Genomic DNA, 24567 nt, shown 5'->3' on the forward strand with positions numbered 1-24567 from the left:
ACCTGTCGATTGGATCACGAAAGAAGGCGGATTGCTCGACTTTGCACCTTTTGTGCATCACCATGCCGAACGACCCGTACACCCCTCCCGGAGGAGAGACGTACGGGTCGCGATCGGGGTTGCCTCGGTTTCGGCCATTTCGATCAGGTGTGCCAGGGTTGGCCGGATGTGCGGGGTCAGCGCACGGGCGAGGTTCCCCCGGTGACGGCGCCTTCGGCGTCGGGCACGTCCGGGACGTCCGGGTTCGCCGCGGCGTCCGCCTCGGCGACGGCCTGCGGGTCCGCGGTCCCGGCGCCGCTGGTCGCTGCCTCCGCCTCCGGGGCGGCGAGGGGCTGCTCGCCGAGCCGCTGGGCGACACCCTGGTTGCGGGCCTCGGCCTTGGCGGCCAGCGCCCGTACGGCGGCGTTGAACTGCTCCATGGACGTCGGCTCGTCCGGCCCCAGGAGGTAGGTCTTCAGCTCCCGGCGGGTTTCGGCCAGGCTGTCGGCCGCCGGGTCGGCCACCGCGGCGAGCAGCGCGTCGACCTCCTCGGCGCTGTTGGAGAGGATGACCGCGGCCCGGACGGCGGTGTTCTGCCGCTTGAACTCCTCGGCTCCGAGCCCCGCGGAGTCGGTGACCGCGTACGGCTTGCCGCTCGCGATGAAGTCGGAGACCACGCTGGAGATGTCCGAGACCATCGCGTCGGACTCGTTGAAACAGTCGTACAGCCTGGGCTGCGCGCCGGTCACCGTACGGTGCTCCCACCAGCCGAAGGAGCGCCAGTAGGCGTCGTTCCACGCGGCCCGCAGCTGGGCCGCCTCGGCCTCGCGGGCCGGGTCGGCGAGCGAGACCCGCGACTCCTCGGCCTCGTCGCCGCCGGAACGGCCGGTGGCCGCGAGCCGCGCGATGCGCGTCTCGATCCGGGCCATCTCGGCCTGGGCCGCGGCCCGCCCGGCGGCGCTCGACGCGGCCTCCTTCGCCCAGCGGGGCTCGGCGGCGCGTTCGGCGGCGGCCTTCTCCAGCATGGCCCGGATACGGGCGTTGACGGCCTTGGCCTTGGCGCTGCGGATGCCGGTGAAGGGGTGCGGCTTGTAGATGATCCGGACCGGCCGGTCGGCGCCGAGCAGCCGCCGCACGATGTTCTCGCCCGCCAGCAGGAGGGAGGTGTTGCCCGGATTGTCGTCCCAGCCCTCCCAGGTGGGCGCGTACAGCACGGTCGGTACGGGGTTCCTGACCGCGCCGGTCCAGCTCTCGATGGGCTCCAGCTGCGGGCGGCCGACCTCGACGATGTCCTCGTCGCGCACGCCCACGTCCGCCAGGGCGTAGCGGTCGCGCCCGGCGCGGCCCGCCGTCCACACCTCGTCGTAGACCTTGGAGAACGGGTTGACGCTGGCGAGCTTGTCGCTGTCGCCGTGGCCGATGAAGACGTGCTTCATGGTCGGGACACGCAGGATGTGGATGTTCTTGCCGACGTTGGCCGGATAGAGGCAGACCCGGACGGTGGAGAGGTCCAGGTTCATCAGGTGGGTGCCCGCGGGGACGCAGATGACCGGGACGGACGACTCGGCCAGCTGCGGGACGAGACCGCGCTCCCGCATGATGATCAGCGGCCGCCCCTCGACACGGGCCATGGTCTCCAGCCACATGTTGCCCTGGTAGGCGGACTCGTTGGAGCCGGAGAAGTAGAGCACCACGGTCGGCTGGTAGGCGCGCAGCCAGCTGTCGACGGCCTTGAGCACGGCGGGTGCCGGCGGCACCAGACGGCCGCGGCGCACGTAGGGGACGAGCGCCACCAGGTAGAGCAGCGCCAGCAGGAGCGTCAGGCCGATGCCCGCGTAGCCGACGAGATCCTCACCGGTCCCGGCGGCGATCAGGATGCCGGCCACGGCCGGGATGTCCAGGTGCAGCATCTTCTCGGCGGAGCGCCGCAGCAGCGCGCCCGGCGGGGCGTCCGGGATGCGGACGGCGTGCAGGTCCACGTTCCGGGTGACCACCGGCATGGTGCGGCGGAGCCGGATCAGGGTCGTCAGCGCGCCGTGCGGCGCCTGGAGGCCGTAGAAGAGCAGGAAGCAGGCGACCGCCGTGTAGAACAGCGGCTCCTCCGCGAGATCCAGCCGGGCCAGCAGCAGGATGAGCATCAGCTGGCGCAGCAGGAACCGGATGGACAGTCCGGCCCGCACCTTGCCGAGCCGGTTGATCAGATAGCTCCCCCGCTGGTGCAGATGCCAGTCCGCGGCATACGTGACAGCCGTGGCCGCCGCGAAGAACCAGACGTTCGGAATGAGCGCGGCGAGCATGACGCAGGGATATCCCAGCCCCATCAACACTGCTGCCGCCAGTTCTGACCTGCTGCCCACACGGGCCAGGCGAATGGCTTTCGAGATCACGGAAGAACCTGCTCCAGGGGGGTGCCGGTTGAATCACCTATTGAGGGAAATGTGAAGGTGCGGCTTCACGCATTCGGGCCTCTGCGCTCGCGTGAAGCGATAGCAGAGGCCCGAAAAAGCACATTTGTCAAGAATTATTACACATCTTCCTGACGGTCCAGCACCGAGGCCAGCGCCTGCTCGAACCCGGAGGACTCGGCGGCGCCCGCGGTCGGATCCTGCTGCCGTACGTCGATGACGTGGCCGGTCAGCGCGGAGAGCAGGACGTCCAGCGAGGTGCGCGCCACGGCCTGGGAGGAGAGCAGCGAACCCTCGGGCTCCTGGCCGAACGCCTTGGTCCGCATGGGCGTCGCGGTGCGCTCCGGGTTCACGCAGTTCACCCGGATGCCCTCCCCGGCCCACTCGTCGGCGAGCGCCTGGGTGAGGTTGACCATGGCGGCCTTGGTCGAGGAGTACAGGCTGTACTCGGCGCGGCCGCGGGTGTAGCTGCTGGAGGTGTAGAGCAGCAACTGGCCCTGGGTCTCGGCGAGATACTTGTAGGAGGCGCGGGCGATCTGGACGGGAGCCAGGTAGTTGACGTTCAGCGCTTCCTGGATCGTCGTGTTGTCGGTCTCGGCCAGCTTGCCGATCCGCAGCACGCCCGCGGTGTTGATGACGTAGTCAATCCGTCCGCTCTCGCCGTACGCCGTGGAGAGCGCGTCGTCGATGTGCTCGGGGTTCTCCACGTGCGTCCCCGTGGTGGAGCGGCCGAGCGCGTAGACCTTCGCGCCGTAGCTCTCGGCCAGGGCGGCGATGTCGGCGCCGATACCGTACGAGCCGCCGAAGACGACGAGGGTCTTGCCGGTGAGCAGCTTCCGGTAGGCGGCCTCGTCGGCCTGGCGCGGGGCGGCGGTGGAGGCCAGCTGGAAGAGCTTGTCGGTGATGAAGACGTCGACCGGCTGGGTCACCTTCATGTTGTACTCGTCGCCCGCGACCACGTGGATCGGCACGTCGGGGAGGTACTTGAGGACGACCGAACAGTCGTCGGTGGCCTGGAAGTTGGGGTCCCCCGCCGCGACCTCGTAGGCCTTGCGGATGGTGGAGAGCTTGAAGGCCTGCGGTGTCTGGCCGCGGCGCAGCCGGGAGCGGTCGGGCACGTCGGTGATGAACTCGCCGTCCTCACCGTGCGTACGGGTCACGATGATCGTGTCCGCGGACGGGATGGCGACGTCGACGGCCTGGTAGCGGTCGAGCGCGTCGACGCAGTCCTTGATCACACGCTGTGACAGCAGGGGGCGGACCGCGTCATGGAAGAGGACGTTGCGGTCCTCGCCGTCGGCGAGCCCCTCACCGAGGGCCGCGATGGCCCGCTCGGTGGTCTCGTTGCGGGTGTTCCCGCCCTCGATGACGCGGGTGACCTTGTCCAGTCCGGCCTTCGCGACGATCTTCTCGACGTCGGGCACGAATCCGGGCGCCATCAGCACGATGACGTCGTCGATCTCCTCGGCGTTCTGGAAGATCGTCAGCGTGTGCTCGATGACGGCCTTACCGGCGATCTTCAGCAGCTGCTTGGGGATCGCCAGGCCCACGCGCTGGCCGGTCCCACCGGCGAGCACGACCGCTGTGGTCCGGGGCTTGGCTTCATGCGGCACAGACACAGACGACCTACCTTGCTATGACGGGGGAACAGTGTGATGGTCGCACTCTCCGTGACCGTCTCGCAAGGTGGACGTCGTCCGCAGCTCGCCCTGCGGATACCCGCAGTTAACCCTCTGGCCAGGGAGGTTGGGCGCCGCCGGGCCGGCACACGGGGTGAGCGAACCCACAGAGCTGTTGCGTAATCCGCACATCTGAGGCACGTACACCCGGTGTGACCGGCGAAAACCTTCCGGCACCCGCGCCCGAGGCTACCGGACGGCCCGCCTCCGGAGAGGCGGGCCGCGGGCGGAGCGCCGGTCGGATCCCGGGCGGGGGCGGTCGAGCGGGACGCCCCGGCGACCGGGGCACCCGAGGGGGCGGCCCACCAGGTCCTCGGCGCCCGCGTGCCCCAGAGGCCTGGAACCGGGGGTCGAGAACCAGAGGCCCGGAACCGGAGGTCCGGAACCGGAGGCCTGAGGCCCGACGGCCTAGAAGGGGTCGAACTCGTCGTACTCCTGCTGCGCGTCGTCGCGCTCGGCCTCGCGGTCCTTGCGGCGCTGCGCCGCCGGGCGCGGGGCCTCCATGCGGTGGTCCTCGCCGCGGCGGCCGAGCATCTCGGCGCCGGACTGCATGGTCGGCTCCCAGTCGAAGACGACCGCGTTGTCCTCGGGCCCGATGGCGACCCCGTCACCTGCCCGCGCACCGGCCTTGACCAGCTCGTCCTCGACTCCGAGGCGGTTGAGCCGGTCGGCCAGATAGCCGACGGCCTCGTCGTTGTTGAAGTCGGTCTGGCGCACCCAGCGCTCGGGCTTCTCGCCGCGCACACGGTAGAGGTTCTCGTCCTCCGCGGTGACCGTGAAGCCCGCGTCGTCGACGGCCTTGGGGCGGATGACGATCCGGGTCGCCTCCTCCTTCGGCTTGGCGGCGCGGGCCTCGGCGATGATCCCGGCGAGCGCGTAGCTCAGCTCGTTGAGGCCCTTGTGCGCGATCGCGGAGACCTCGAAGACGCGGTAGCCGCGGGCCTCCAGGTCGGGGCGGATCATGTCGGCGAGGTCCTGGCCGTCGGGGATGTCGACCTTGTTGAGGGCGACGATGCGGGGCCGGTCCTCCAGGCCGCCGTACTGGCGCAGCTCCTCCTCGATGATGTCGAGGTCGGAGACGGGGTCGCGGTCGGACTCCAGGGTGGCGGTGTCCAGGACGTGCACGAGCACCGAGCAGCGCTCGACGTGGCGCAGGAACTCCAGGCCGAGCCCCTTGCCCTGGCTGGCGCCGGGGATGAGGCCGGGGACGTCGGCGATGGTGTAGACGGTGGAGCCTGCGGTGACGACGCCGAGGTTCGGCACGAGGGTGGTGAACGGGTAGTCCGCGATCTTCGGCTTGGCGGCGGAGAGCACCGAGATCAGCGAGGACTTGCCCGCGCTCGGGTAGCCCACCAGGGCCACGTCGGCGACGGTCTTGAGCTCCAGGACGATGTCCCGGCTCTCCCCCGGCTCCCCCAGCAGCGCGAAGCCGGGAGCCTTGCGGCGGGCGGAGGCCAGTGCCGCGTTGCCGAGGCCACCGCGGCCGCCCTGACCGGCGACGAAGGTGGTGCCGTGGCCGACGAGGTCGGCGAGCACGTTCCCGGCCTTGTCCAGGACGACGGTACCGTCGGGGACGGGCAGGACCAGGTCCTGGCCGTCCTTGCCGGAGCGGTTGTCACCCGCGCCGGGCTGGCCGTTGGTGGCCTTGCGGTGGGGGTGGTGGTGGTAGTCGAGCAGCGTGGTCACGGACTGTTCGACGACGAGGATCACGTCGCCGCCGCGTCCGCCGTTGCCCCCGTCGGGGCCACCGAGCGGCTTGAACTTCTCACGGTGGACGGAGGCGCAGCCGTGGCCTCCGTTACCCGCGGCGGCATGCAGCTCGACGCGGTCCACGAAGGTGGTCATGGTGGGTGCCTCCAGATGAGCAGGTGCAGGTACAGCGGAAAAAGCGGAATTGTCTCTGTCGTAACACGCCGAGGGCGGACCCGCTTCCCCGTTCGCCGGGAAAGCTGAGATCCGCCCTCGGAAGGTGCTGTGTGCCGTTCTGCGCGCGTCGAAAAGGATCAGACGGCGAGCGGAACGATGTTCACGACCTTGCGGCCACGGTGCTTGCCGAACTCGACCGCACCGGCGGTCAGCGCGAACAGCGTGTCGTCGCCGCCACGGCCGACGCCCGTGCCGGGGTGGAAGTGGGTGCCGCGCTGGCGGACCAGGATCTCACCGGCGTTGACGGCCTGGCCGCCGAAGCGCTTCACGCCGAGCCGCTGAGCATTGGAGTCGCGCCCGTTCCGAGTGGACGATGCGCCCTTCTTGTGTGCCATATCTTCTCAGTCCCTTACTTCGCAGCCGTGGGGATACCGGTGACCTTGATCGCCGTGTACTGCTGGCGGTGACCCTGGCGGCGGCGGTAGCCGGTCTTGTTCTTGTAGCGAAGGATGTCGATCTTCGCGCCCTTGTGGTGGTCCACGATCTCGGCGGTGACCTTGATCCCGTCCAGCACCCACGGGTCGCTGGTGACCGAGTCACCGTCGACAACGAGCAGGGTCGAGAGCTCGACCGTGTCGCCAACCTTGGCGGTGGAAATCTTGTCAACCTCAACGATGTCGCCGACAGCAACCTTGTGCTGGCGACCACCGCTGCGCACGATGGCGTACACGCGGATCTCTCTCTCGCTCGGAACGGAACCCCTGATGCCAGCCGCCCGCACGGGCCGGGGGCCCGAGTCGATCCGGAAGGATGAGCGGCCTCTCCCGACGGACGGCGCGAACACCGACCGTTACCGGGAGGGATGTGCTCAGGGGTAGGCGCGTTAAGGAAACACACCGATGGACGAGGTTACGGGGCGGAGTGACGGGGGTCAAACCGGGTCCGGGCCGCTGCTCGGGGCAGCCGGGGGGGGACACGGGCCGACGGAGCCAGTGGGGCATTCCGGAATTGCAGCCTCCGGGCACGAATACGTTGAGCACATTCGGCAAGCCCTGTCAGGCAAAGAGAAAATCGGGCCGATTTCAGTGTCGCCGACGGCTTGTTTCCACACCCACACTTTCCGCAGCGCTAAAAGAGGTTGCTGAACTCCCCTGCCATCGGGAAGTATCAACGCGAGGCCTAAGCGCAAACACCCAGGAAGCTTGCGAATGACCGGCGGGTTTTTCAAGACGCTCATTCGCGGGGTTGGCCAGAATTATTTGCTCGCGTCACGAGAGAGGTTTCGCATGAACTGGAAGAGAAAGTCCGCGGCAGCCCTGTCCGTTCTCGCCCTCGCGGGAAGCGGAATAGCCATGTCGGCAACCCCCGCTTCGGCGGCGGACGACTGCCCGGCCGCACGTCTGTGCATCTACGACGGGACCGATTTCACCGGGGACCGGATCACCAGCGCCAGCACCAACGCCTGCTTCACCCCGTGGAACACCGTTGCCTTCGGGAGCATCAGGTCGTACGTGAGCAACTCCTCCGTCACCGCCAAGGTGTGGAAGAAGAACAGCGGAAGCGGTTACACCGCGGTGCGCACCCTGCCGGCCGGCGGCTTCAGCAGCGACATCGGAACACCGGTCGGAGGCGGCCAGTACGACAAGGTCTGCCTGGGGTCCGCGACGCCCTGATCCACGCACTGCGAGCGCCACGCGTTCATTGGGAAAGTCCGCCAGTAAGGCAAAATGCCTGATCCGCGGCGCACGCCTGTGACAGCAGCGCGGTCCGGACCCCGAGCGCTCGCCACGTCGGCCGCTCGGGGTCCGGATTCTCCGCGCCCGGACGCCCCGAAGCGCTCGCACCGAGACAGGAACTCCTATCCGTATGCCCTCCACACCGAGACTCGCCCGCACGGTGCTCATCGCCGTCCTCGCGCTGACGCTGGTGCCGCTCTGGTCCGCTCCCGCCGCGGCAGGGCCCGGCAGTGTCACCCGAACCACCCTGACCACCGACACCGACATTCCGCGCGGGGTCACGGTCGACCTGCTGCGGAGGACAATGACGCTGGCCGCCGGAGAGAAGCGCCACCTGCGCGGCCGTCTGGAGGCCACGAGCAGCACGACCGGGATCGTCGGCATGACCCAGCGCATCCGGTGCTTGAACGCGTCCGGAAGCACGGTGCCCGTCGTCGCCGCCTCGGCCCGCAACCATGAGGGCAACGACACCACTACCTACGCGAAACCGGGTCATCTCCCGCTCTACGCCGACCTGCTCTTCACCGCACCAGCCGCGGGTGACTACACCTGCGTTCTGCAAGGCACCGCCTACTCGACACTGCCGGGCACCTATCACCTGACCGCGGTGGCGGACAACACCTGGCTGGAAACGGACGACGCGGACCAACTGGGCGCGCACTGGTGGCAGAACGGCGCCTGCGAGAGCGCCGACGCAGCTGGTGGCTGCACCTACGTGGGCGACGGAGCCGCAGCCCGGGAGGCGTGGGTCTTCCACGACGACGGAACGCCGGTCCACACCTGGCAGGCACATCCGGACGCGGTCACGGTGTCGGCACAGGCCAATGTCGAGTTGACGACGTGCTATCGGGGAACGGCGTCCTGTGCGAGCACCATGCACGTCTATCCGCGCGGCCGGAACGCTGTCGTTCACACCCGCTTCGAGCTCGTGCAGCTCGACTCCGCCGCCCGCGCGTGCAGGACCCATACCTTCGCCGCGGACCGGACCATCACCGATGACGCACACCACGCGGTCACCTACTCCAGTCTGTCCGACATCCCCATCGACCCAGCCTGTGGCACCCGGACCTTTCTCCTGCGCGTCTACTTGAAACACGTTTCCGGCCAGACGGTGAAGATCGACGGGGTGCAGAGCGGGGTCACCTCGCTCACCAACGGAATCGCGTTCAACAACTTCCGCCGACGCTGACCGCTTTGTCCGTCATGCGAGGGCTGAGATCCTCCGATGCGAGGAACTCAGCCCGGGACGGGGGGGGTTCGCGCCATTTTTAACGCCGTTTTGTGAAGAAACTTTTGACGATTCGTGAACCTCTGTGCGGTGCAGGTAATGTCTCCGTGAAATCGCGACACGCCACGTTTCCCTTCAGCGCCACATATGGCAGCAGTTGGGGAATGTGCGCATGTCTGCACCAACATACCCAGAACAGGCAGGATTTACGTTTTGTCGCCTTCGCTATGGAGCAGACGCCGGATACTCGCCACCGTCGCGGGAACCGCGGCGACCCCCGCACTACCGTCGATCCTCACGCTCAGCGCCACCCCCGCCCACGCCGCGCCCACGGCGCCCAGCGATCCGGAGAACGGCCTCCCCGCCACCGATCAAGGCAAGGCAGTCTGGGCCTACAAGACCGGTGGGCGCGCCGTTCGCGAAGGGGCCGCGGCCGCGCTCGTCGGCACGCCGGCCGCTCTCTCCGCGTTCCTCACCACCGAACTTCCCCTGGCGCGCGCCGAGGACAACCGCTTCGCCATCCTGGCCAGCCTCTCCAAGGCAGGCCGGTCCGTGCAGACGAGCGCCGGAGAGGCGCTGTCAGGCGGGGACGCCACGACCGCCGCGTTCCTGAGCAACGGTTTCAGCGCGCCGATCAAGGAAGACCTCCGAGTGGCCGTGTTCTCCTCCCTGGAGAACGGCGGCTCCGCCGTGAAGCGGGAAGCCTCCAAGGCCCTGGATGCGGACACCAAGGACGCGCTGGAGACCTTCCTGACCGCGACCCAGTACACCGCTCAGGAGGAGGACGACCGAGTAGCGGTCTTCACCATGCTCGGCTCCGCCTCGCCCGAGGTGAAGAAGTACGCTCAGCGCGCCCTGGACGTCGGGTCCTCCGATGCGATCCGCCTCTTCCTCTCCTCCGGCCAGCACATCGCGCGGGCCCGCGACGAGGAAGCCGCGACGATTGAACAGCTGGTCGCGATCGTGGAGCGGGAGGGTAAGCGCGCCAAGCAGACGACGGACAAGGCCGTCGCCTATTCCGAGCGCGCCAAGGAAGCCGCCGAGAAGGCCAAGGCCGCCGCCCTGAAGGCGGCGGAGGAGGCCAAGGCGGCCCAGCAGGACGTCCGCAAGTCGGCCAACGCGGCGAACAACGCCGCGAGCGCCGCGAGCGGGGCCGCGTCCGCCGCCAACACCGCCATCGCCGCCTCCCGTACGGCTCAGGCCGCCTCCAGCCGTGCCGCCCAGGCCGCACAGGCCGCTGCCGCTGCCGCCGCCTCGGCCGGGAGCGCCGCCGCCGGCGCCTACAACGCCGCGATCGGCGCGTCCAAGGACGCCTCGAAGGCCGCCGCGGCCCGCTCGGCCGCCGTGGGCGCACGGAACGCCGCCGCCCGTGCACGTACCGCTGCCAAGGCTGCTGACTACGCCGCCACCGCCTCCAGCCAGGCATCCGCCGCCGGATCGGCCGCCGCGAGCGCGGCCCGCAACGCCGCTGCGGCCGCCAACGCGTCGGCCGATGCCGCCGCCTCCGCGGGCGCAGCACAGTCCCAGGCCGCCAAGGCACGCCAGGCCGCAGCCGAGGCCAATGCGGCCGCGGCCCGCGCGAGTCGCGCCGCAGGCACCGCCCAGACCCTCGCGAACCGTGCTGCGGCAGCGGCCCGGGTGGCTCGTGACGCGGCCAACAGCGCTGCCGCTCACGCCGACAGGGCAGCAGCCGCGGCGGAGGAGGCTGCTGCCAACGCCGGTAAGGCGATCGAGTACGCCAAGCGCTCCACGGAGTACGCGAAGCAGGCGGTCGAGGCAGCCAACACCGCAGCCGACGCCGTCAAGGAGGCCCACGAGGTGGAAGCGGCGGCCCGGAAGGCGGAGACCGACCGGATCGCCGAGGAGACCGAGCTCGGCGCCCTGGAAGCTCGGACGCTGGCGGAGGCCGAGACCGCAGACGCCGCACGGGTGGAGAAGAAGCTCACTCAGGCCGCCCAGACCTCGGACGAGATCAAGGGGCTCATCGCCACCGCCGAGGCAGCCCTGGCTGCCGGTAACACCGCGTCCGCCGTGACGGTCGGCCGCAGGGCGGCCGTGCGGCTCCTGGACTCCACCGGCACCTGGACCCGGGGGGCGGCCGAGTTCGCCCTCTCCGGCACCGAGCACGACGTGGCCAACTGGATCGACGCCGACCGGTTGCTCGCCCAGCAGCAGGACGACCGGGAGAACGTGCTCGCCCTGGCCCAGGCCTCGACGGCCGGGGTCTCCGAGGGCGCCGAGCGCGCGCTCACCGACAGCGACCCCAACGCGGCCACCGCCTTCCTGGAGACCGGGGCTGTCGAGGCGGGGGCGGTGGAGAACCGGGTCGCCGTCTTCAAGATCCTCTCCCAGGACCCGGGCCGGACCGTCAAGGTGAAAGCCCAGGCGGCGCTGGACGCCGGAACGCCCCAGGCGCTGCATCACTTCCTCACCGTCGAGCTCTCCGAGGCGACGAAGGAGGACGACCAAGTGGAGGTGTTCCGCCTTCTGGAGACCGGCGGCCTCTACATGCGCTCGGCCGCGCAGATCGTCCTGGAGGGCTCCTCGCGGATGCGGCGCGCCTTCGTGGTGCGCGACAAGTTCAACATCGCCCGCCTGGATCACGACCACGCCACCCACGTCTCCGCGATCCGGGCGACCCTCGCGCACGCGGCGAAGGTCGCGGCGAAGGCTCTGGAGGACGCGGCCCGCGCCTCCAAGGCGGCCGCCGAAGCCCGGCAGGCGGCCAAGGAAGCGGCCGAGTGGGCCACCAAGGCGGACACCTACGCCAAGGACGCCGCGAATTCGGCAGCTCAGGCGAAGGCGAACGCGGACGCCGCCGACAAGTCGGCGGCGTCGGCAGCCCAGTCGGCCAAGGACGCGAGTGCCGCGGCGACGACCGCGCGGGGTGCGGCGCGGTCGGCGAACTATTCGATGCGTCAGGCCTCGGCCTCGGCCCAGCAGGCCGTGGCCTTCGCGGTGGACGCACAGGCCTCCGCGTCCCGGGCGGCGGCCTCCGCCCAGCAGGCGGGTCAAGACGCGCGGGCCGCCGCGGCGGCCGCCAGCCAGGCTCACGCCATTGCGGCGCAGAAGCGGCAGGCCGAGGCCGCGGCGGCGGCGAAGACTGCGGCTGAGGAAGCCCGGAAGCACCAGCAGAACGGCACCAACCCCGCCGACAAGCCGGAGAACGACGACACCGGCGACACCAAGTGGCTGGGCATGTGGCCCAAGGACATGAAAGACCCCAGGGACTGGGCGTCGGCCACCGGACACTGGAGCACCCTCTTCGGCACCGCCTCGGTGGTGCTCGGCGTGGCGGCCATGTTCCCCACGCCGGCCTCACCGGTGCTCGGCGGGCTGGCCGTCGGAGCCGGGGTCACCTCCTGGGGCCTCCAAGGGGTCAGCGCGGGGCTGAGCGGCTGGGGCTACGGCTGGGACAGCAGCAAGTTCCACCAGGCACTCGGGCTGTTCCTGGTCGGCGGCATCTTTTTCGGCAAGGGTCGGCTGTTCAGCAAGTTCGGCCTGGTTGAGGAAATCGGCGCGAATGTCTCCGGCGCCGTGAGCGATGCGGTGACCGCGGTCGTCGGCTGCCTCACCTGGTAGGCGGGCAGTCCTGTGGTTCTCCCCCTGTGGGTGCTCGTGGCGCTGGTGCCCGAAGCCGTGCTCACCTGCGCGCTGCTGCGCTGGCTGCCCGTGCGCCGGGAGCGCTGGATCGCCGCGATGCCACTGCCGGTGACCGTCCTCATGGCCTTGACGCTGCGGCTCCTCGCCGACCAGCCATGGCCGGCCGTCCTCGCCACCTGCGCGGGCTTTCTCTGGGGCGTCGTGCTGGCGTTGGCACCGTTCCGCCACTGGGTGTCCTCCTGGACACTCGCGTCGCGTGGTGAGGGCCGGCTGCGATGGCGGGAGGTGGCGCTCGCGGCGGTGGGGGTTCTCACTCCCCTTCCGGGCGAGCGGGTGGACGCGGCGCTGCAGAAGGCGTTCGCGGTCCGTCAGGTCGTACGAAGCCGGGGGCCGTTCCCGACGGTCCTGGGAATGGCGCTGTTGGTGCTACCGGTGGCGGCTGCGGTAGGCGCTAGGTGGCTTACGGGATAGAGGGAGGAATCAGGCACCACACACCGACCCGACTTCAGACGCGGGACCTTGATCCAGTGATCCAGATTTCCACACAGCGACAACGCACACATACTCATGAAAGGAAAGCGTTGATCATGAAGCTTGCGCGACGCGTGGTCGCCACAGGCGTGGCAGCCGCCGCCTGCATCGCCGGGGTCGTCACCGTGGCCCACGCCGACGGCACCCGGAACAGACCTGCGGCCGCCGCGGAGGAGCTTCCTCCGTACGCCGTCGAGGGCTTTGCCTACCCGGGCGCCGACAGGATCGAGGCGGAGCTCGGCATCGTCCTCAAGCGCGGCGACGGTCACATCATCCTCGCGGACTGCACCTCCGGAGGCAGCTTCCTGGAGGTGTACTCGCGTGACAAAGGCCGGGTCTGCTTCCGCGTGACGGGGACGACCGGCCGCCTCACCGTGGAGATTCCCACGGTCTACGGCATCAAGGGAGCGGCTTCGTACTCGACCGACGTGACGCTGACGGCGGAGGACGACCAGCAGAACATCTCCGTCGCCAAGAACGAATGGAAGGGCGTCGGAGAGGCTGCGGACCCCGAGGGCCGCGACCACGTCCTTGTGGAGCTCTCCACGTCTGCGTGACTCACCGTCAGGGCCCCGTCCCAGGGCGTCGCTGAACGCCGGAGCGCGGCTCCATCTTTTCCATCCTTATCCATGAGCAAGGACAACACGTGCACATGAGACAGTCCCGCCGTATGCGGGCCATCGCCGGGCTCGCCGCTGCTTCAGCGGCCGGCGCCCTCACCCTCTCCTCGCCGGCGCGGGCCGTTGTCGGTGACGCGGTCGCCGACAACACGTACGCCTTCACCGCGAAGCTCGACATCGGCGAGGGCGACGCGAAGCGCGCCTGCACCGGTTCCCTGGTCGACGCCCAGTGGATCCTGACGGCGAGCAGTTGCTTCGCGGCCGCCGGACAGCCCGCCTACCCGATACCCACAGGCGCCCCCGCGCTGAAGACCACCGCGACCATCGGCCGGACGGACCTGACCGGCACCGGTGGCAAGGTCGTCCAGGTCACCGAACTCGTCCCGCGCGCCGACCGGGACCTGGTCATGGCCAAGCTCGCCCAGCCGGTGACCGAGATCGCGCCCGTCGTCCTGGCGGACTCCGCACCCGTCGCGGGGGAAAGCCTGCGGGCCGTGGGCTACGGGCGTACCGCGACAGCCTGGGTGCCCGACCGGCTGCACGCCGGCTCGTTCGCCGTAACCGCGACGGACGCGACGACCGTGTCGGTCACCCGCGACGGCGGGGCCATCTGCAAGGGCGACGCCGGCGGCCCCGCCCTGCGCGAGCGGGACGGAAAGGTCCTGCTGGCCGCCGTCCACAGCGCCTCCTGGCAGGCGGGCTGCTTCGGTTCCGACGAGACCCGCGCCGGCGCCGTGGAGACCCGGACCGACGACGTCGTCGACTGGGTCACCCAGGTCCGAGGGCTGCCGGGCGAGTCGCAGGTCGTCTCCGGCGACTTCAACGGCGACGGACGGGAGGACATCGCCGCTTTCTACGACAACGGCCCCTCCCTCGAGGGCAAGAACCGGGCCTCGCTCTTCGCCTTCTACAGCAACGGCACCGGCTTCGCCGCTCCGAAGAGGGTGTGGAGCACCCCGGGCGGTTTCACCTGGAGCAAGAGCCGGCTGACCGCGGGTGACTACGACGGTGACGGCAAGGACGACATCGCCGTCCTCTACGACGGCGGCACCTCCGCCGACGGCAGGTCCGTCTCGTCGCTCTACACCTTCACCAGCACCGGCGGCGGGTTCAGCGCGCCGAAGCAGACCTGGACCGCATCCGGCAGTTTCACCTGGAGCAAGAGCAAGGTGACTTCGGGCGACTACGACGGTGACGGCAAGGACGATGTCGCCGTCCTCTACGACGGCGGCACCTCCGCCGACGGCCAGGTCTCCTCCCTGTACACCTTCACCAGCACCGGGACGGGCTTCGCCAATCCGCGGAAGACCTGGACGGCCTCCGGCAGTTTCACCTGGAGCAGGAGCAAGGTCGTCTCGGGCGACTACAACAAGGACGGCAAGGACGATGTCGCCGTCCTCTACGACGGCGGCACCTCCGCCGACGGCAAGTTCGTCTCGTCGCTCTACACCTTCACCAGCGGCGGAGCCGACTTCGACAACCCTCGCAAGACGTGGACCAGCAGCGGCTCCTTCAACTGGAACGCCACCAAGCCGACCTCCGGCGACTACAACGGGGACGGCCGGGACGACGTCGCGGTCCTCTACAACCGCGGTACGACGGAGGCGGGCGTGCACCAGTCCGCGCTCTTCACCTTCGCGAGCAATGGCACGGACTTCGCCGCGCCCCGCGAGGTGTGGTCCAGCAGCGGATCGTTCAACTGGGACGTGAGCCAGCCGGTCTCCGGTGACTTCGACAAGGACGGCAAGTCCGACGTGGGTGTCCTCTACCGCGCCGGTACGTCGGCCGACGGCCGACGCGTGGACAGCCTGTTCTCCTTCATCAGCACCGGAACCGGAGTCCGTGCCCCCGTGAAGCACTGGACCGGCAGCGTCGTCTGACCGAACGGTCCCAGGCGCCGGGCGGCGGGCCGGACCCCCTTATGCTTTCGGGGCGCATCAGCTCTCCGAAAGGCATGTCGTGAACTACAGGGTCCAGCCCACCGCCCAGGTCGACGAGTCCGCCGAGATCGGGGCCGGCTCCAGCGTCTGGGAGCTGGCGCAGATCCGCGAGGGCGCACGGCTCGGCGAGGGCTGCGTCGTCGGCCGCGGCGCGTATGTGGGGACCGGCGTCCGCATCGGCGACAACGTGAAGCTCCAGAACTACGCCCTGGTGTACGAGCCGGCCGTACTCGGCGACGGCGTCTTCGTCGGCCCCGCCGTCGTCCTCACCAACGACCACAACCCGCGCTCGGTGGACCCGGACGGCAAGCAGAAGCGCGGCGGTGACTGGGAGGCCGTCGGTGTGACGGTCGCCGAGGGCGCCTCGCTGGGCGCCCGCTCGGTCTGCGTCGCGCCGGTCCGTATCGGCCGGTGGGCGATGATCGCGGCCGGGGCCGTGGTCACCAAGGACGTCCCGGACTTCGCCCTGGTCGTGGGCGTCCCGGCCCGGCAGATCGGCTGGGTGGGGCGCGACGGGGTGCGCCTGGTGGAGCGTGCGGGCGAGCCGGGCGTGTGGGAGTGCCCGCAGAGCGGGGGGCTGTACGAGGAGAGGGACGGGTCTCTCTCCGAGCGGGCCGTCTGACACCGTGACCGATCTCCGGCGTTCCACCGTGACGGGCGTGATGGCCGCGCGCGCGTGGTTCATACGTCCGCACAGAAGAGGGTGACGCGCATGGCGGGGGCCACCGCATCGAAGGCCGCCGGGCACTCCCGACTGGACTCGCTCACCGGGCTGCGCTTCTGGGCTGCGCTGGCCGTGGTGCTCTACCACCTGTCCCGGCAGGCCGGTCAGCTTCCGTGGATCAGTGATGTCACCTGGTACGGACGGAGCGGGGTCACCTTCTTCTTCGTCCTGTCCGGCTTCGTACTGGCGTGGACGTATGACGGCAAAACCGTGCCCACGGCCGTGTTCCTGTGGCGTCGGTTCGCCCGGATCTGGCCGTTGCTGGCCGTGTCCACCGTCGTGTCCGTGGCGGTCTGGCGCGCGCTGGGCACCGACTTCTCCCTGCGGGGGGCCGTGGCGACGCTGGCCCTGGTGAACGCCTGGGTGCCCGAAAGCTCCTATCTCGTGGGCGGAAACCCCGCCGCCTGGTCGCTCAGCGACGAGGCCTGGTTCTATCTGCTGTTCCCCGCTCTGCTGGCGCTTCCCCTGATGCGGAGTCCGCGGGGCCGCGGGGCCGTCGCGGTCGTCGTCTGCGTCGCCTCGCTGGGGGTGTGGCTGGGTGGCGCTCTGCTCACGGACCCGCTGCTGCGGGTGTGGGCACTCGACTACTTCCCGCCGACCCGGACCCTCCAGTTCGTCCTGGGTGTCGCCGCCGGGCTGGCGGTGAAGCGGGGCTGGCGCCCGGCGGGCGGGATGCCCTTCGCGGTGGGGGCTGTACTCGTCTGGCACCTCGCTCTCATCCCCTGGTCACGCGCCGTGCCCGACAGCCTGTGGTACAGCCCGTACAGCGCGTCCCAACTGCTGTCGGCCCCCATCTTCGCCATGCTGGTCGCCGCCGCCGCGGCGGCCGACGTGGAAGGGCGGCGGACCACTCTGGCGGGGCCCGTCATGGTCAGGCTCGGTCAGTGGTCGTTCGCCTGGTACCTCTTCCACGAGATCGTGCTGAGAGCGCTGGCGGGCCGTTTCGGCAAACCGGTCGGGCAGCTGGAGACGGCGGGCTTCTGGGGCGCCACCCTGGTGCTGAGCTTGGCACTGGCCGCGATTGCTTACCATGGCGTGGAACATCCGCTCGAACGCCTGCTTCGTCGGCGGGGGCCGGGCGGAGCGTCCCGCTCCCGCCCGGTGGACGGCGGGGGCCGGGGACCCGGTGAACACCGGCCGGGCGAGCACACCCTTTCCACATCTCCAGGTCAAGCGATTCAGAAGAAGAGCGTGCAATGAAAGTCATCAGCATCGTCGGTGCTCGCCCTCAGTTGGTGAAACTGGCTCCTGTGGCAGCGGCATTCGCCCGGACCGATCACCAGCACGTCATCGTCCACACCGGACAGCACTACGACGCGGACCTTTCGGACGTCTTCTTCGAGGGTCTCGGTATCCCGGATCCCGATGTGCACCTCGGCGTCGGTTCCGGCAGCCACGGGGTACAGACCGGATCGGTGCTCTCCGCACTCGACCCGGTCCTGGAAGCGGAGAAGCCCGACTGGGTGCTGGTCTACGGCGACACGAACTCCACCATCGCCGGGGCCCTTTCCGCGGTGAAGCAGCATTTTCCGGTGGCCCATCTCGAAGCGGGCCTGCGGTCGTTCAACCGCCGGATGCCCGAGGAGCACAATCGGGTCCTGACCGACCACTGCGCCGATCTGCTGCTCGCGCCGACCGCGGAGGCCGTACGTCACCTCGCGTCCGAGGGATTGTCCGACCGCACCGAACTGGCGGGGGACGTCATGGTCGACATCTGCCTCCGCATCCGGGACGCCGTGCGTTCCGGTGAGCACCCGGCTCCGGCTCTGCCCGAGGGCATCGACCCCTCGCAGCCGTTCCTGCTCGCCACGCTGCACCGCCCGGACAACACGGACGACCCCGCCCGGCTGTCGGCGGTCATCGACGCGCTCGCGGGGCTGCCCGTGCCCGTCGCACTCCTGGCCCATCCCCGTCTGGTGGCCCGTGCCGAGGCGCACGGCATCGAGCTGGCCAGAGGGGCCGTCCACGTCGGCCGCCCGCTGCCGTACGCGGGCCTCATCGCCGCCGTGCTCGCGTCGTCGGGCGTGGTCACCGACTCGGGAGGGCTCCAGAAGGAGGCGTTCCTCCTGGAGCGGATCACCACGACCATTCGTCCCGAGACCGAGTGGGTGGAAACCGTCCGCACCGGTTGGAACGTCTTGGTACCCGACCCGCACGAGATGGACCCGGCCCAGTGGGCCGCCACCGTCTCCCGCCCCGCTCCGGCGGGTGATCCCGGTACGCCGTACGGCGACGGGCATGCCGCGGAAAACGTCGTCCGGATCATGGAAGAGTGGAAAGGGGGCAGCCGGTCCGCGTGACATGCGCAGCGCCATGTTCGGCGCTAATACGTATATGTCACCGTGCTAGCGTCACCATTTATGTCAGCGTCTCCCCGGTCCGGGCTGCCCGCAAAAGGCACGCGACCTCATCTGATCTATTTCGCCATCGGATTCCCTCCGGCCGCCAAGAGCTGTGCCTACCGCATGCGCGAGACCGCGAACCAATTCATCAACGTCGGCTGGGACGTCACCGTGGTGACCATCGCCCAGGAATCGTGGGAACTGGACTCCGGCATCGACCTCACCCTTCTGGAGCAGGTCGACCCCCGCGTGAAAGTGGTCGAGCTGCCGCTCTCACGTGAGGACCTGGAGACCGACATCCGCCGCTTCGACGAAGCGCGGGCGCTGAGCCCAGCCAAGTGGGTCACCGAGCTGCGCAAGCGTCAGGCCGAGACCTTCCCCGAGGCCAGCTTCGGCGAATGGCGTGCGGTCCTGGAGCAGACGGCGCTGGACATCCACCGGGACCACCCGGCGGACCTCCTGCTCGCCAGCTGCGTCCCGTACGTGAATCTGGCCGCCGCCTGGAAGCTGTGGGAGGAGGCGCGCGTCCCGTACGCCGTCGACTTCCGCGACGGCTGGTCCATCGACGTCATCGACGGCACGGTCGCCTTCTCCAAGGACTCCGAGCTGGGCCGCTGGGAACAGAAGATCCTCGACCACGCGGTCTCGCTTTGGGTGGTCAACGACCCGATCGCGGACCACTACCGCGCCCGCTACCCGGAGTTCGCCGACCGCGTCCGGGTCGTACGCAACGGTTACGACGCGGACAGCTCGCCGGGCCACGCCCACAAGCCCGACCTCGAAGCGGGCCTGACCTTCGGCTACCTCGGCACGGTGAACTTCACCGCGACGCACCTGGAGACCGTGCTGGACGCCTGGCGCGCGGCACGTGAACGGGAGCCCCTGCTGGCCAACGCCCGTTTCGAGGTACGCGGCCACATCGGCAACGGCGCGGGCCGCGGGGCCACCCGGCACACGGAGATACTGAAGGAGGCGGAGGCGGACGGGGTCCACTTCGGCGGGCCTGCCTCCAAGGCCGAAGTGGCCGAGATCTACGCGCGCTGGGACGCCATGGTCCTCATCCTCATCGGGGGGCGCTATGTGACCTCGGGCAAGGTCTACGAGTACATGGCGACGGGTCTGCCGATCGTGTCGGCCCATGTCGTGGAACACGACGCGTCCAACGTCCTGCGGGGCCACCCGCTGTGGACGGGGGCCGTGGGTCTGGACGTCGAGGGCATGACCGAGGCGTTCGTCCGCGCCGCGCATCTGGCGGTCGAGACGAGCGAGGAGGCCCACGCCGAGGCGATGGCCCACGCCGACCAGTACACCCGCGAGTCGCTCATGACCGTGGCGGTACGCGAACTGGTCGACCGGCTCGCCGAGGACAAGCCCCGGACGGCCGGTGTCGGGAGCACGGCCGCCCTTCCCGAGAAGCCGATCGTCACCGGAGGACCCGCGTCGTGACCGACGTCCTGTTCATCGCCACCAAGAGACCCCAACTCGGGGTCTTCACCGACTCCCTGGTGAAGTTCCGGGACCGGGGCGCCCGGGTGTACCTCGCCGGAACGTTCAACCTGGCCGCGGTCCAGGAGGAGCTCACCCAGGCCGAACTGGACGGACTCCGCCAGTTGCCGCGCGGTCTGGGCAAGCGCAGCTCCGCCATGCGCCGCAAGGCGAGGAAGTCCCCCGCGGGCATGCGTGTGTGGATGCAGGCCCAGCGGGACCGCTGGTTGCGACGGCAGGCCCGAACGGCCCATGTCATCGTCGCTCTGGACCCGGGCGCCGTCTACACCGTCTGGCGGCTCGCCCAGTACAACACCACGGCGGAGGCGCACTTCGGCATCGCGCCCGCCCTGCGTGCCGTCGAACGCGTCTCGGGCGGGGCGGTCCGCTCCGCGGCGCTGCCTCCGGTCGGTGCCGTGGCCCGGGACGTACGGCGTTCCATCAGCGGTCTGCCCGCCACGGTGATGCGCACCGCCACCGCGCGTCCCGTCATGCGCTCCACGGTCGGGGCCAGGCTCTGGCGCTCCGCCGTGACCGTCCCCGGCATGCCGGGGACGGTCAGGGCCTCCGCGTCGCGGTATGTGGCCGAGGGGATGGAGGAAGCGGGCCGGATCAGCGGAGCGGCCATAGCGCTCAGTGCCGCCGCCGCCAGGATTCCCGACCCGGAACTCAAGGCACAGCTGCTGCATGAGAGCGTCATGACCGAGGTCTCCAAGGGGATCAGCCCGCGGGAGCTCGGCAAGGCCGTCGAGGGGCATCTCGCGCACGCCGACGAGCGGTACGCCAAGGGCGCGTACGAGGAGGCGTCGGTCCCGCTGCACCGTGCCCTCTCCCTCGCCTTCCACCGTGTCCTGCACATCGACCAGCTGACTTCGCCGTTGGCCCGGGACGCCGAGCGGTTCGTCGCGCCGTTCACGAAGTCCGCCGCCTTCCGCGCCGTCGCCCAGCCGCGCGGCAGGCGGACGCCCCCCAAGAGCCCTCCGTCGGACCGGCCGCTGCGGTTGCTGGTGACCACCAGCACCAACGCCAACTTCCTGCGGCACATCCTCGACCGGTACGAGAACCACCCCGGTGTCGAGCTGCGCTTCCTGGACCTGGCCGCCCACAAGCCGCTCAAGAAGATCTCCTGGGCGGCGCCCCAGATGCTGGAGGACCGGCTGTCCGAGGGCACGTCGGAGTACCAGTCCGACGTGGAACGGCTGATGCGGCCGCATCTCGACTGGGCGGACACGGTGTTCGCCGACTGGTCGGTTGGCCCGGCCGCCATGCTGACCACGATCGACCCCGGTGACACCCGGGTCGTCGTGCGGCTGCACAGCTACGAGGCGTTCACCCGCTGGCCGCACATGACGGACTTCTCCCGGATCGACGACCTCGTCTTCGTCGCCCCGCATGTGCGGGACCTGGTGACCTCTCTGGTGCCGCAGCTGCGCGAGGCGTCCGCACCGCGTATGCACGTGCTGGACAACGCCATGGACCTGGAGGGGTTCGGCCTTCCGAAGTCCGCCGACGCGCGCTTCAACCTCGGCCTGGTCGGGATCAGCCAGGTCGCCAAGGACCCGCGGTGGGCCGTGGACGTCCTCAACCGCGTGCGTCAGCACGACGAGCGCTACCGGCTGCTCCTGGTGGGCAGTGACATGAACCCGAAGTCGAGCAAGGCCACGGCCGACTACCTGAAGCTGTTCCAGCGGGAGCTGAAGCCGCTGGAGGAGTCCGGCGCCGTCGTGCGTCTCGGCCCTACCGACGACGTACCGGCCGCGCTCACCGGCATCGGGGTCATCCTCAGCTCGTCGGTCCGCGAGGGATGCCACGTGGGGTTGATGGAGGGAGCGGCCAGCGCCGCGGTACCGGTCGTCCGCGACTGGCCCTTCTACGCCGGAAAACCGCACAGCGCCCGCACGCTCTATCCGGAGGGCTGGGTCGTGGACTCCCCCGAGGAGGCCGCGAAGCGCGTCCTGGAGGTGACGGCGTCCGAGGAGTCCTGGCGCGAAGCCCGCGAGCAGGCCGCCGCCCACGCGGTCGGGACGTGGGACTGGTCCGTCGTCCAGAAGCGTTTCGACGACCTGTTCCTGGGCTGACCACCGTTCCGCGCACGCGATACGGCGGAGGGCCCGCACCCCACAAGGGGTGCGGGCCCTCCGCCGTATCCGCGGGGCGCCGGTCAGAGGGGCCCGGGGTGCCGCAGGCGCCACCCTGCCCAGGCCGACTCGACCATGGCGCGTACGTCGTGCCGGGCCGACCAGTCCAGCTCCTTCACGATGGCGTCCACCGAGGCGACCACCCGCGCCGGGTCTCCCGCGCGGCGGGCCGCGGTGACCGGGGGAAGGCCGGTACGGCCGGTGACATCGAGGATGACGCCGACCATCTCGGCCACGGAAGCGCCCTCGCCCCGGCCGATGTTCAGAACCAGTTCGGCCCCGGGGTCCTGGGCCAGACGGCGGGCCGCGGCGACATGGGCGGAGGCGACGTCCTCCACGTGCACGTAGTCGCGCACGCAGGTGCCGTCCGGGGTGGGGTAGTCGTCGCCGAAGATACGGGGCGACTCGTCGGCCTCCAGGCGCTCGAAGACCATGGGGACCAGGTTGAACACCCCGTCGTCGCCCAGCTCGGGCGAGGCGGCGCCCGCCACGTTGAAGTAGCGGAGCGAGGCGGTCGCCATGCCGTGCGCACGGCCGGCGGCGGCCACCAGCCACTCGCCCGCCAGTTTCGTCTCGCCGTACGGGCTGAGCGGCAGACAGGGGGTCCGCTCGGTGACCAGGTCGACGTCGGGCATGCCGTAGACCGCCGCCGAGGAGGAGAACAGGAAGCGCCGGACCCCGGCCATGACGGCCGCCTCCAGCAGGGTACGCAGTCCGTCGACGTTCTCGCGGTAGTAGTACAGCGGTCGTTCCACGGACTCCGCGACCTGCTTCTTGCCCGCGATGTGCACGATGCCCGTCACCGCGCGATCGGCCAGCACCTTGTCGAGCAGGTCCCGGTCCAGTACCGAGCCCACGACGAGCGGGACGCCCTCGGGCAGGCGGTCGGCGCGTCCGGTACTGAGGTCGTCGAGGACGACGAGGGACTCCTCCCCGGCCAGTTCCGCGACCACATGCGATCCGATGTAGCCGGCGCCGCCGGTGATCAGCCAGGTCATCGTCAGCCGCCGATGACCACGCGGCGCACGCCCGCCCAGTTGGCCGGGTCCGTCGTGCGGCGGCCGTCGACCAGGACGCGGACGTCCGGGAGGTCGGCGGCGGACAGCTCGCGGTACTCGGCGTGGTCGGCCTGGAGGATCGCCGCGGTGACCGCCTGGTGGCTGTCGTACGGGACGAGGCCCAGCGCGGTCAGCTCCTCGGGCGTGTACATCGGGTCCGAGACGAAGGGCACCGCGCCCCGTGCCTTCAGGGCCTCCACGACGCCGAAGACGCCGGAGAACGCGGCCTCCTTGACGCCGCCGCGGTAGGCGGCGCCCAGCACCAGGACCCCGACGCCGTCCAGGTCGCCGTAGGCGGCGGCCAGCAGGTCCACGGCGTACGCGGGCATCGCGGCGTTGGCCTCCCGCGCCGAGCGCACGACGGTGGCCTCCGGGTCGTTCCACAGGTACATCCGCGGGTAGATCGGGATGCAGTGACCGCCGACGGCGATGCCGGGCTGGTGGATGTGGCTGTAGGGCTGGCTGTTGCAGGCCTCGATGACCTTCTTGACGTCGATGTCGTTCTGGTCGGCGAACCGGGCGAACTGGTTGGCCAGACCGATGTTGACGTCCCGGTAGGTGGTCTCGGCCAGCTTCGCCAGCTCGGAGGCCTCCGCCGTACCGAGATCCCAGACGCCGTTCGGGCGGGGCAGATCCTCGCGCTCGTCGAAGTCGAGGACGGCCTCGTAGAAGGCGACGCCCGCGGCGGCGGACGCCTCGTCGATGCCGCCGACGAGCTTGGGGTAGCGGCGCAGGTCGGCGAAGACCCGGCCGGTGAGCACCCGCTCCGGCGAGAAGACCAGGTGGAAGTCCTCGCCCGGGGTGAGGCCCGAGCCCTCGGCCAGCATCGGCGCCCAGCGGGTCCGGGTGGTGCCGACCGGGAGCGTGGTCTCGTAGCTGACCAGGGTGCCGGGCTTCAGGCCCGCCGCGATGGCCTTGGTGGCGGCGTCCATCCAGCCGAAGTCCGGGGTGCCCTCGGCGTCCACGAAGAGCGGGACGACGACCACGACGGCGTCGGACGCGGCGACGGCGGCCGTGGTGTCCGTGGTGGCGGAGAGCAGGCCCGCGCCGACGGTCTCCTTCAGCTTGACGTCCAGGTCGTGCTCGCCGGGGAACGGCTCGGTGGCCGCGTTGACCAGCTCGACGACCTTCTCGTTCACGTCGGCGCCGATGACCTGGTGGCCCTTGGCGGCGAACTGCACGGCGAGCGGAAGCCCGATCTTGCCGAGCGCGACTACACAGATGTTCATCGGG

The 24567-nt window shown here is 70.1% G+C and carries 18 protein-coding genes; 11 read left to right on the forward strand and 7 right to left on the reverse strand.

Annotation, left to right across the window (positions count from 1 at the left end; translation table 11 throughout):
• Positions 1-176: 176 nt before the first annotated feature.
• The 5 genes from ACIRRU_RS09725 to rplU form a co-directional block, all read right to left on the reverse strand.
• Positions 177-2276 (reverse strand): hypothetical protein, encoded by a 2100-nt coding sequence (locus tag ACIRRU_RS09725; protein ID WP_403678296.1) that lies wholly within the window; start codon positions 2274-2276, stop codon positions 177-179.
• A gap of 227 nt (positions 2277-2503) precedes the next feature.
• On the reverse strand, positions 2504-4003 hold the full coding sequence (locus ACIRRU_RS09730) for a D-ribitol-5-phosphate cytidylyltransferase (protein WP_403678298.1): 1500 nt from the start codon (positions 4001-4003) through the stop codon (positions 2504-2506).
• Between the two features lie 468 nt (positions 4004-4471).
• Positions 4472-5908, reverse strand: a complete 1437-nt coding sequence (gene obgE, locus ACIRRU_RS09735; protein WP_403678300.1) for a GTPase ObgE — start codon at positions 5906-5908, stop codon at positions 4472-4474.
• Between the two features lie 158 nt (positions 5909-6066).
• Positions 6067-6324, reverse strand: coding sequence for a 50S ribosomal protein L27 (gene rpmA, locus ACIRRU_RS09740; protein ID WP_403678302.1), 258 nt, complete (start codon positions 6322-6324; stop codon positions 6067-6069).
• 14 nt (positions 6325-6338) lie between these two features.
• Entirely contained in the window at positions 6339-6659 is a 321-nt protein-coding gene (gene rplU, locus ACIRRU_RS09745; protein ID WP_006124389.1) for a 50S ribosomal protein L21, read from the reverse strand.
• A 556-nt stretch (positions 6660-7215) separates the two neighbouring features.
• Between rplU and ACIRRU_RS09750 the strand changes: the two genes are divergently transcribed.
• The 11 genes from ACIRRU_RS09750 to ACIRRU_RS09800 all read left to right on the forward strand — a co-directional run bounded on the left by ACIRRU_RS09750 (position 7216) and on the right by ACIRRU_RS09800 (position 22216).
• Complete coding sequence (locus ACIRRU_RS09750) at positions 7216-7602, forward strand: peptidase inhibitor family I36 protein (RefSeq protein WP_403678304.1); 387 nt, start codon at positions 7216-7218, stop codon at positions 7600-7602.
• Positions 7603-7825: 223 nt separating this feature from the next.
• The gene (locus ACIRRU_RS09755; RefSeq protein WP_403678306.1) at positions 7826-8854 is read left to right on the forward strand and encodes a hypothetical protein; all 1029 of its coding nucleotides are present in this window, start codon (positions 7826-7828) and stop codon (positions 8852-8854) included.
• 252 nt (positions 8855-9106) lie between these two features.
• Complete coding sequence (locus ACIRRU_RS09760) at positions 9107-12475, forward strand: hypothetical protein (protein WP_403678308.1); 3369 nt, start codon at positions 9107-9109, stop codon at positions 12473-12475.
• 30 nt (positions 12476-12505) lie between these two features.
• Positions 12506-12967: a hypothetical protein gene (locus ACIRRU_RS09765; RefSeq protein WP_403678309.1), complete on the forward strand. Its 462-nt coding sequence runs from the start codon at positions 12506-12508 to the stop codon at positions 12965-12967.
• A 116-nt stretch (positions 12968-13083) separates the two neighbouring features.
• Positions 13084-13584, forward strand: coding sequence for a hypothetical protein (locus ACIRRU_RS09770; protein ID WP_403678311.1), 501 nt, complete (start codon positions 13084-13086; stop codon positions 13582-13584).
• A gap of 95 nt (positions 13585-13679) precedes the next feature.
• Positions 13680-15527 (forward strand): FG-GAP-like repeat-containing protein, encoded by a 1848-nt coding sequence (locus ACIRRU_RS09775; protein ID WP_403678313.1) that lies wholly within the window; start codon positions 13680-13682, stop codon positions 15525-15527.
• 79 nt (positions 15528-15606) lie between these two features.
• On the forward strand, positions 15607-16209 hold the full coding sequence (locus ACIRRU_RS09780) for an acyltransferase (protein ID WP_403678314.1): 603 nt from the start codon (positions 15607-15609) through the stop codon (positions 16207-16209).
• A 90-nt stretch (positions 16210-16299) separates the two neighbouring features.
• Positions 16300-17511: an acyltransferase family protein gene (locus ACIRRU_RS09785; RefSeq protein ID WP_403678315.1), complete on the forward strand. Its 1212-nt coding sequence runs from the start codon at positions 16300-16302 to the stop codon at positions 17509-17511.
• The gene (gene wecB / locus ACIRRU_RS09790; RefSeq protein ID WP_403678317.1) at positions 17508-18611 is read left to right on the forward strand and encodes a non-hydrolyzing UDP-N-acetylglucosamine 2-epimerase; all 1104 of its coding nucleotides are present in this window, start codon (positions 17508-17510) and stop codon (positions 18609-18611) included. The genes ACIRRU_RS09785 and wecB overlap by 4 nt, the downstream gene beginning before the upstream one ends.
• A gap of 111 nt (positions 18612-18722) precedes the next feature.
• Positions 18723-20099 carry a glycosyltransferase gene (locus ACIRRU_RS09795; RefSeq protein ID WP_403678385.1) on the forward strand — a complete coding sequence of 459 codons (1377 nt, stop codon included), beginning with the start codon at positions 18723-18725 and terminating at the stop codon, positions 20097-20099.
• Entirely contained in the window at positions 20096-22216 is a 2121-nt protein-coding gene (locus ACIRRU_RS09800) for a glycosyltransferase family 1 protein (protein WP_403678318.1), read from the forward strand. Before ACIRRU_RS09795 ends, ACIRRU_RS09800 begins: the two co-directional genes overlap by 4 nt.
• Before the next feature lie 83 nt (positions 22217-22299).
• Here the strand turns inward: ACIRRU_RS09800 and galE are convergent, their stop codons facing one another.
• Both galE and ACIRRU_RS09810 read right to left on the reverse strand, forming a co-directional pair.
• The gene (gene galE, locus ACIRRU_RS09805) at positions 22300-23274 is read right to left on the reverse strand and encodes a UDP-glucose 4-epimerase GalE (protein ID WP_403678320.1); all 975 of its coding nucleotides are present in this window, start codon (positions 23272-23274) and stop codon (positions 22300-22302) included.
• Between the two features lie 2 nt (positions 23275-23276).
• A complete protein-coding gene (locus tag ACIRRU_RS09810) occupies positions 23277-24563 on the reverse strand; it encodes a nucleotide sugar dehydrogenase (RefSeq protein ID WP_403678322.1) in 1287 nt (428 codons plus the stop codon).
• Positions 24564-24567 lie beyond the last annotated feature (4 nt).

The organism is Streptomyces sp. NPDC101181 (assembly GCF_044767975.1).
In the GTDB taxonomy this organism is placed as follows: domain Bacteria; phylum Actinomycetota; class Actinomycetes; order Streptomycetales; family Streptomycetaceae; genus Streptomyces.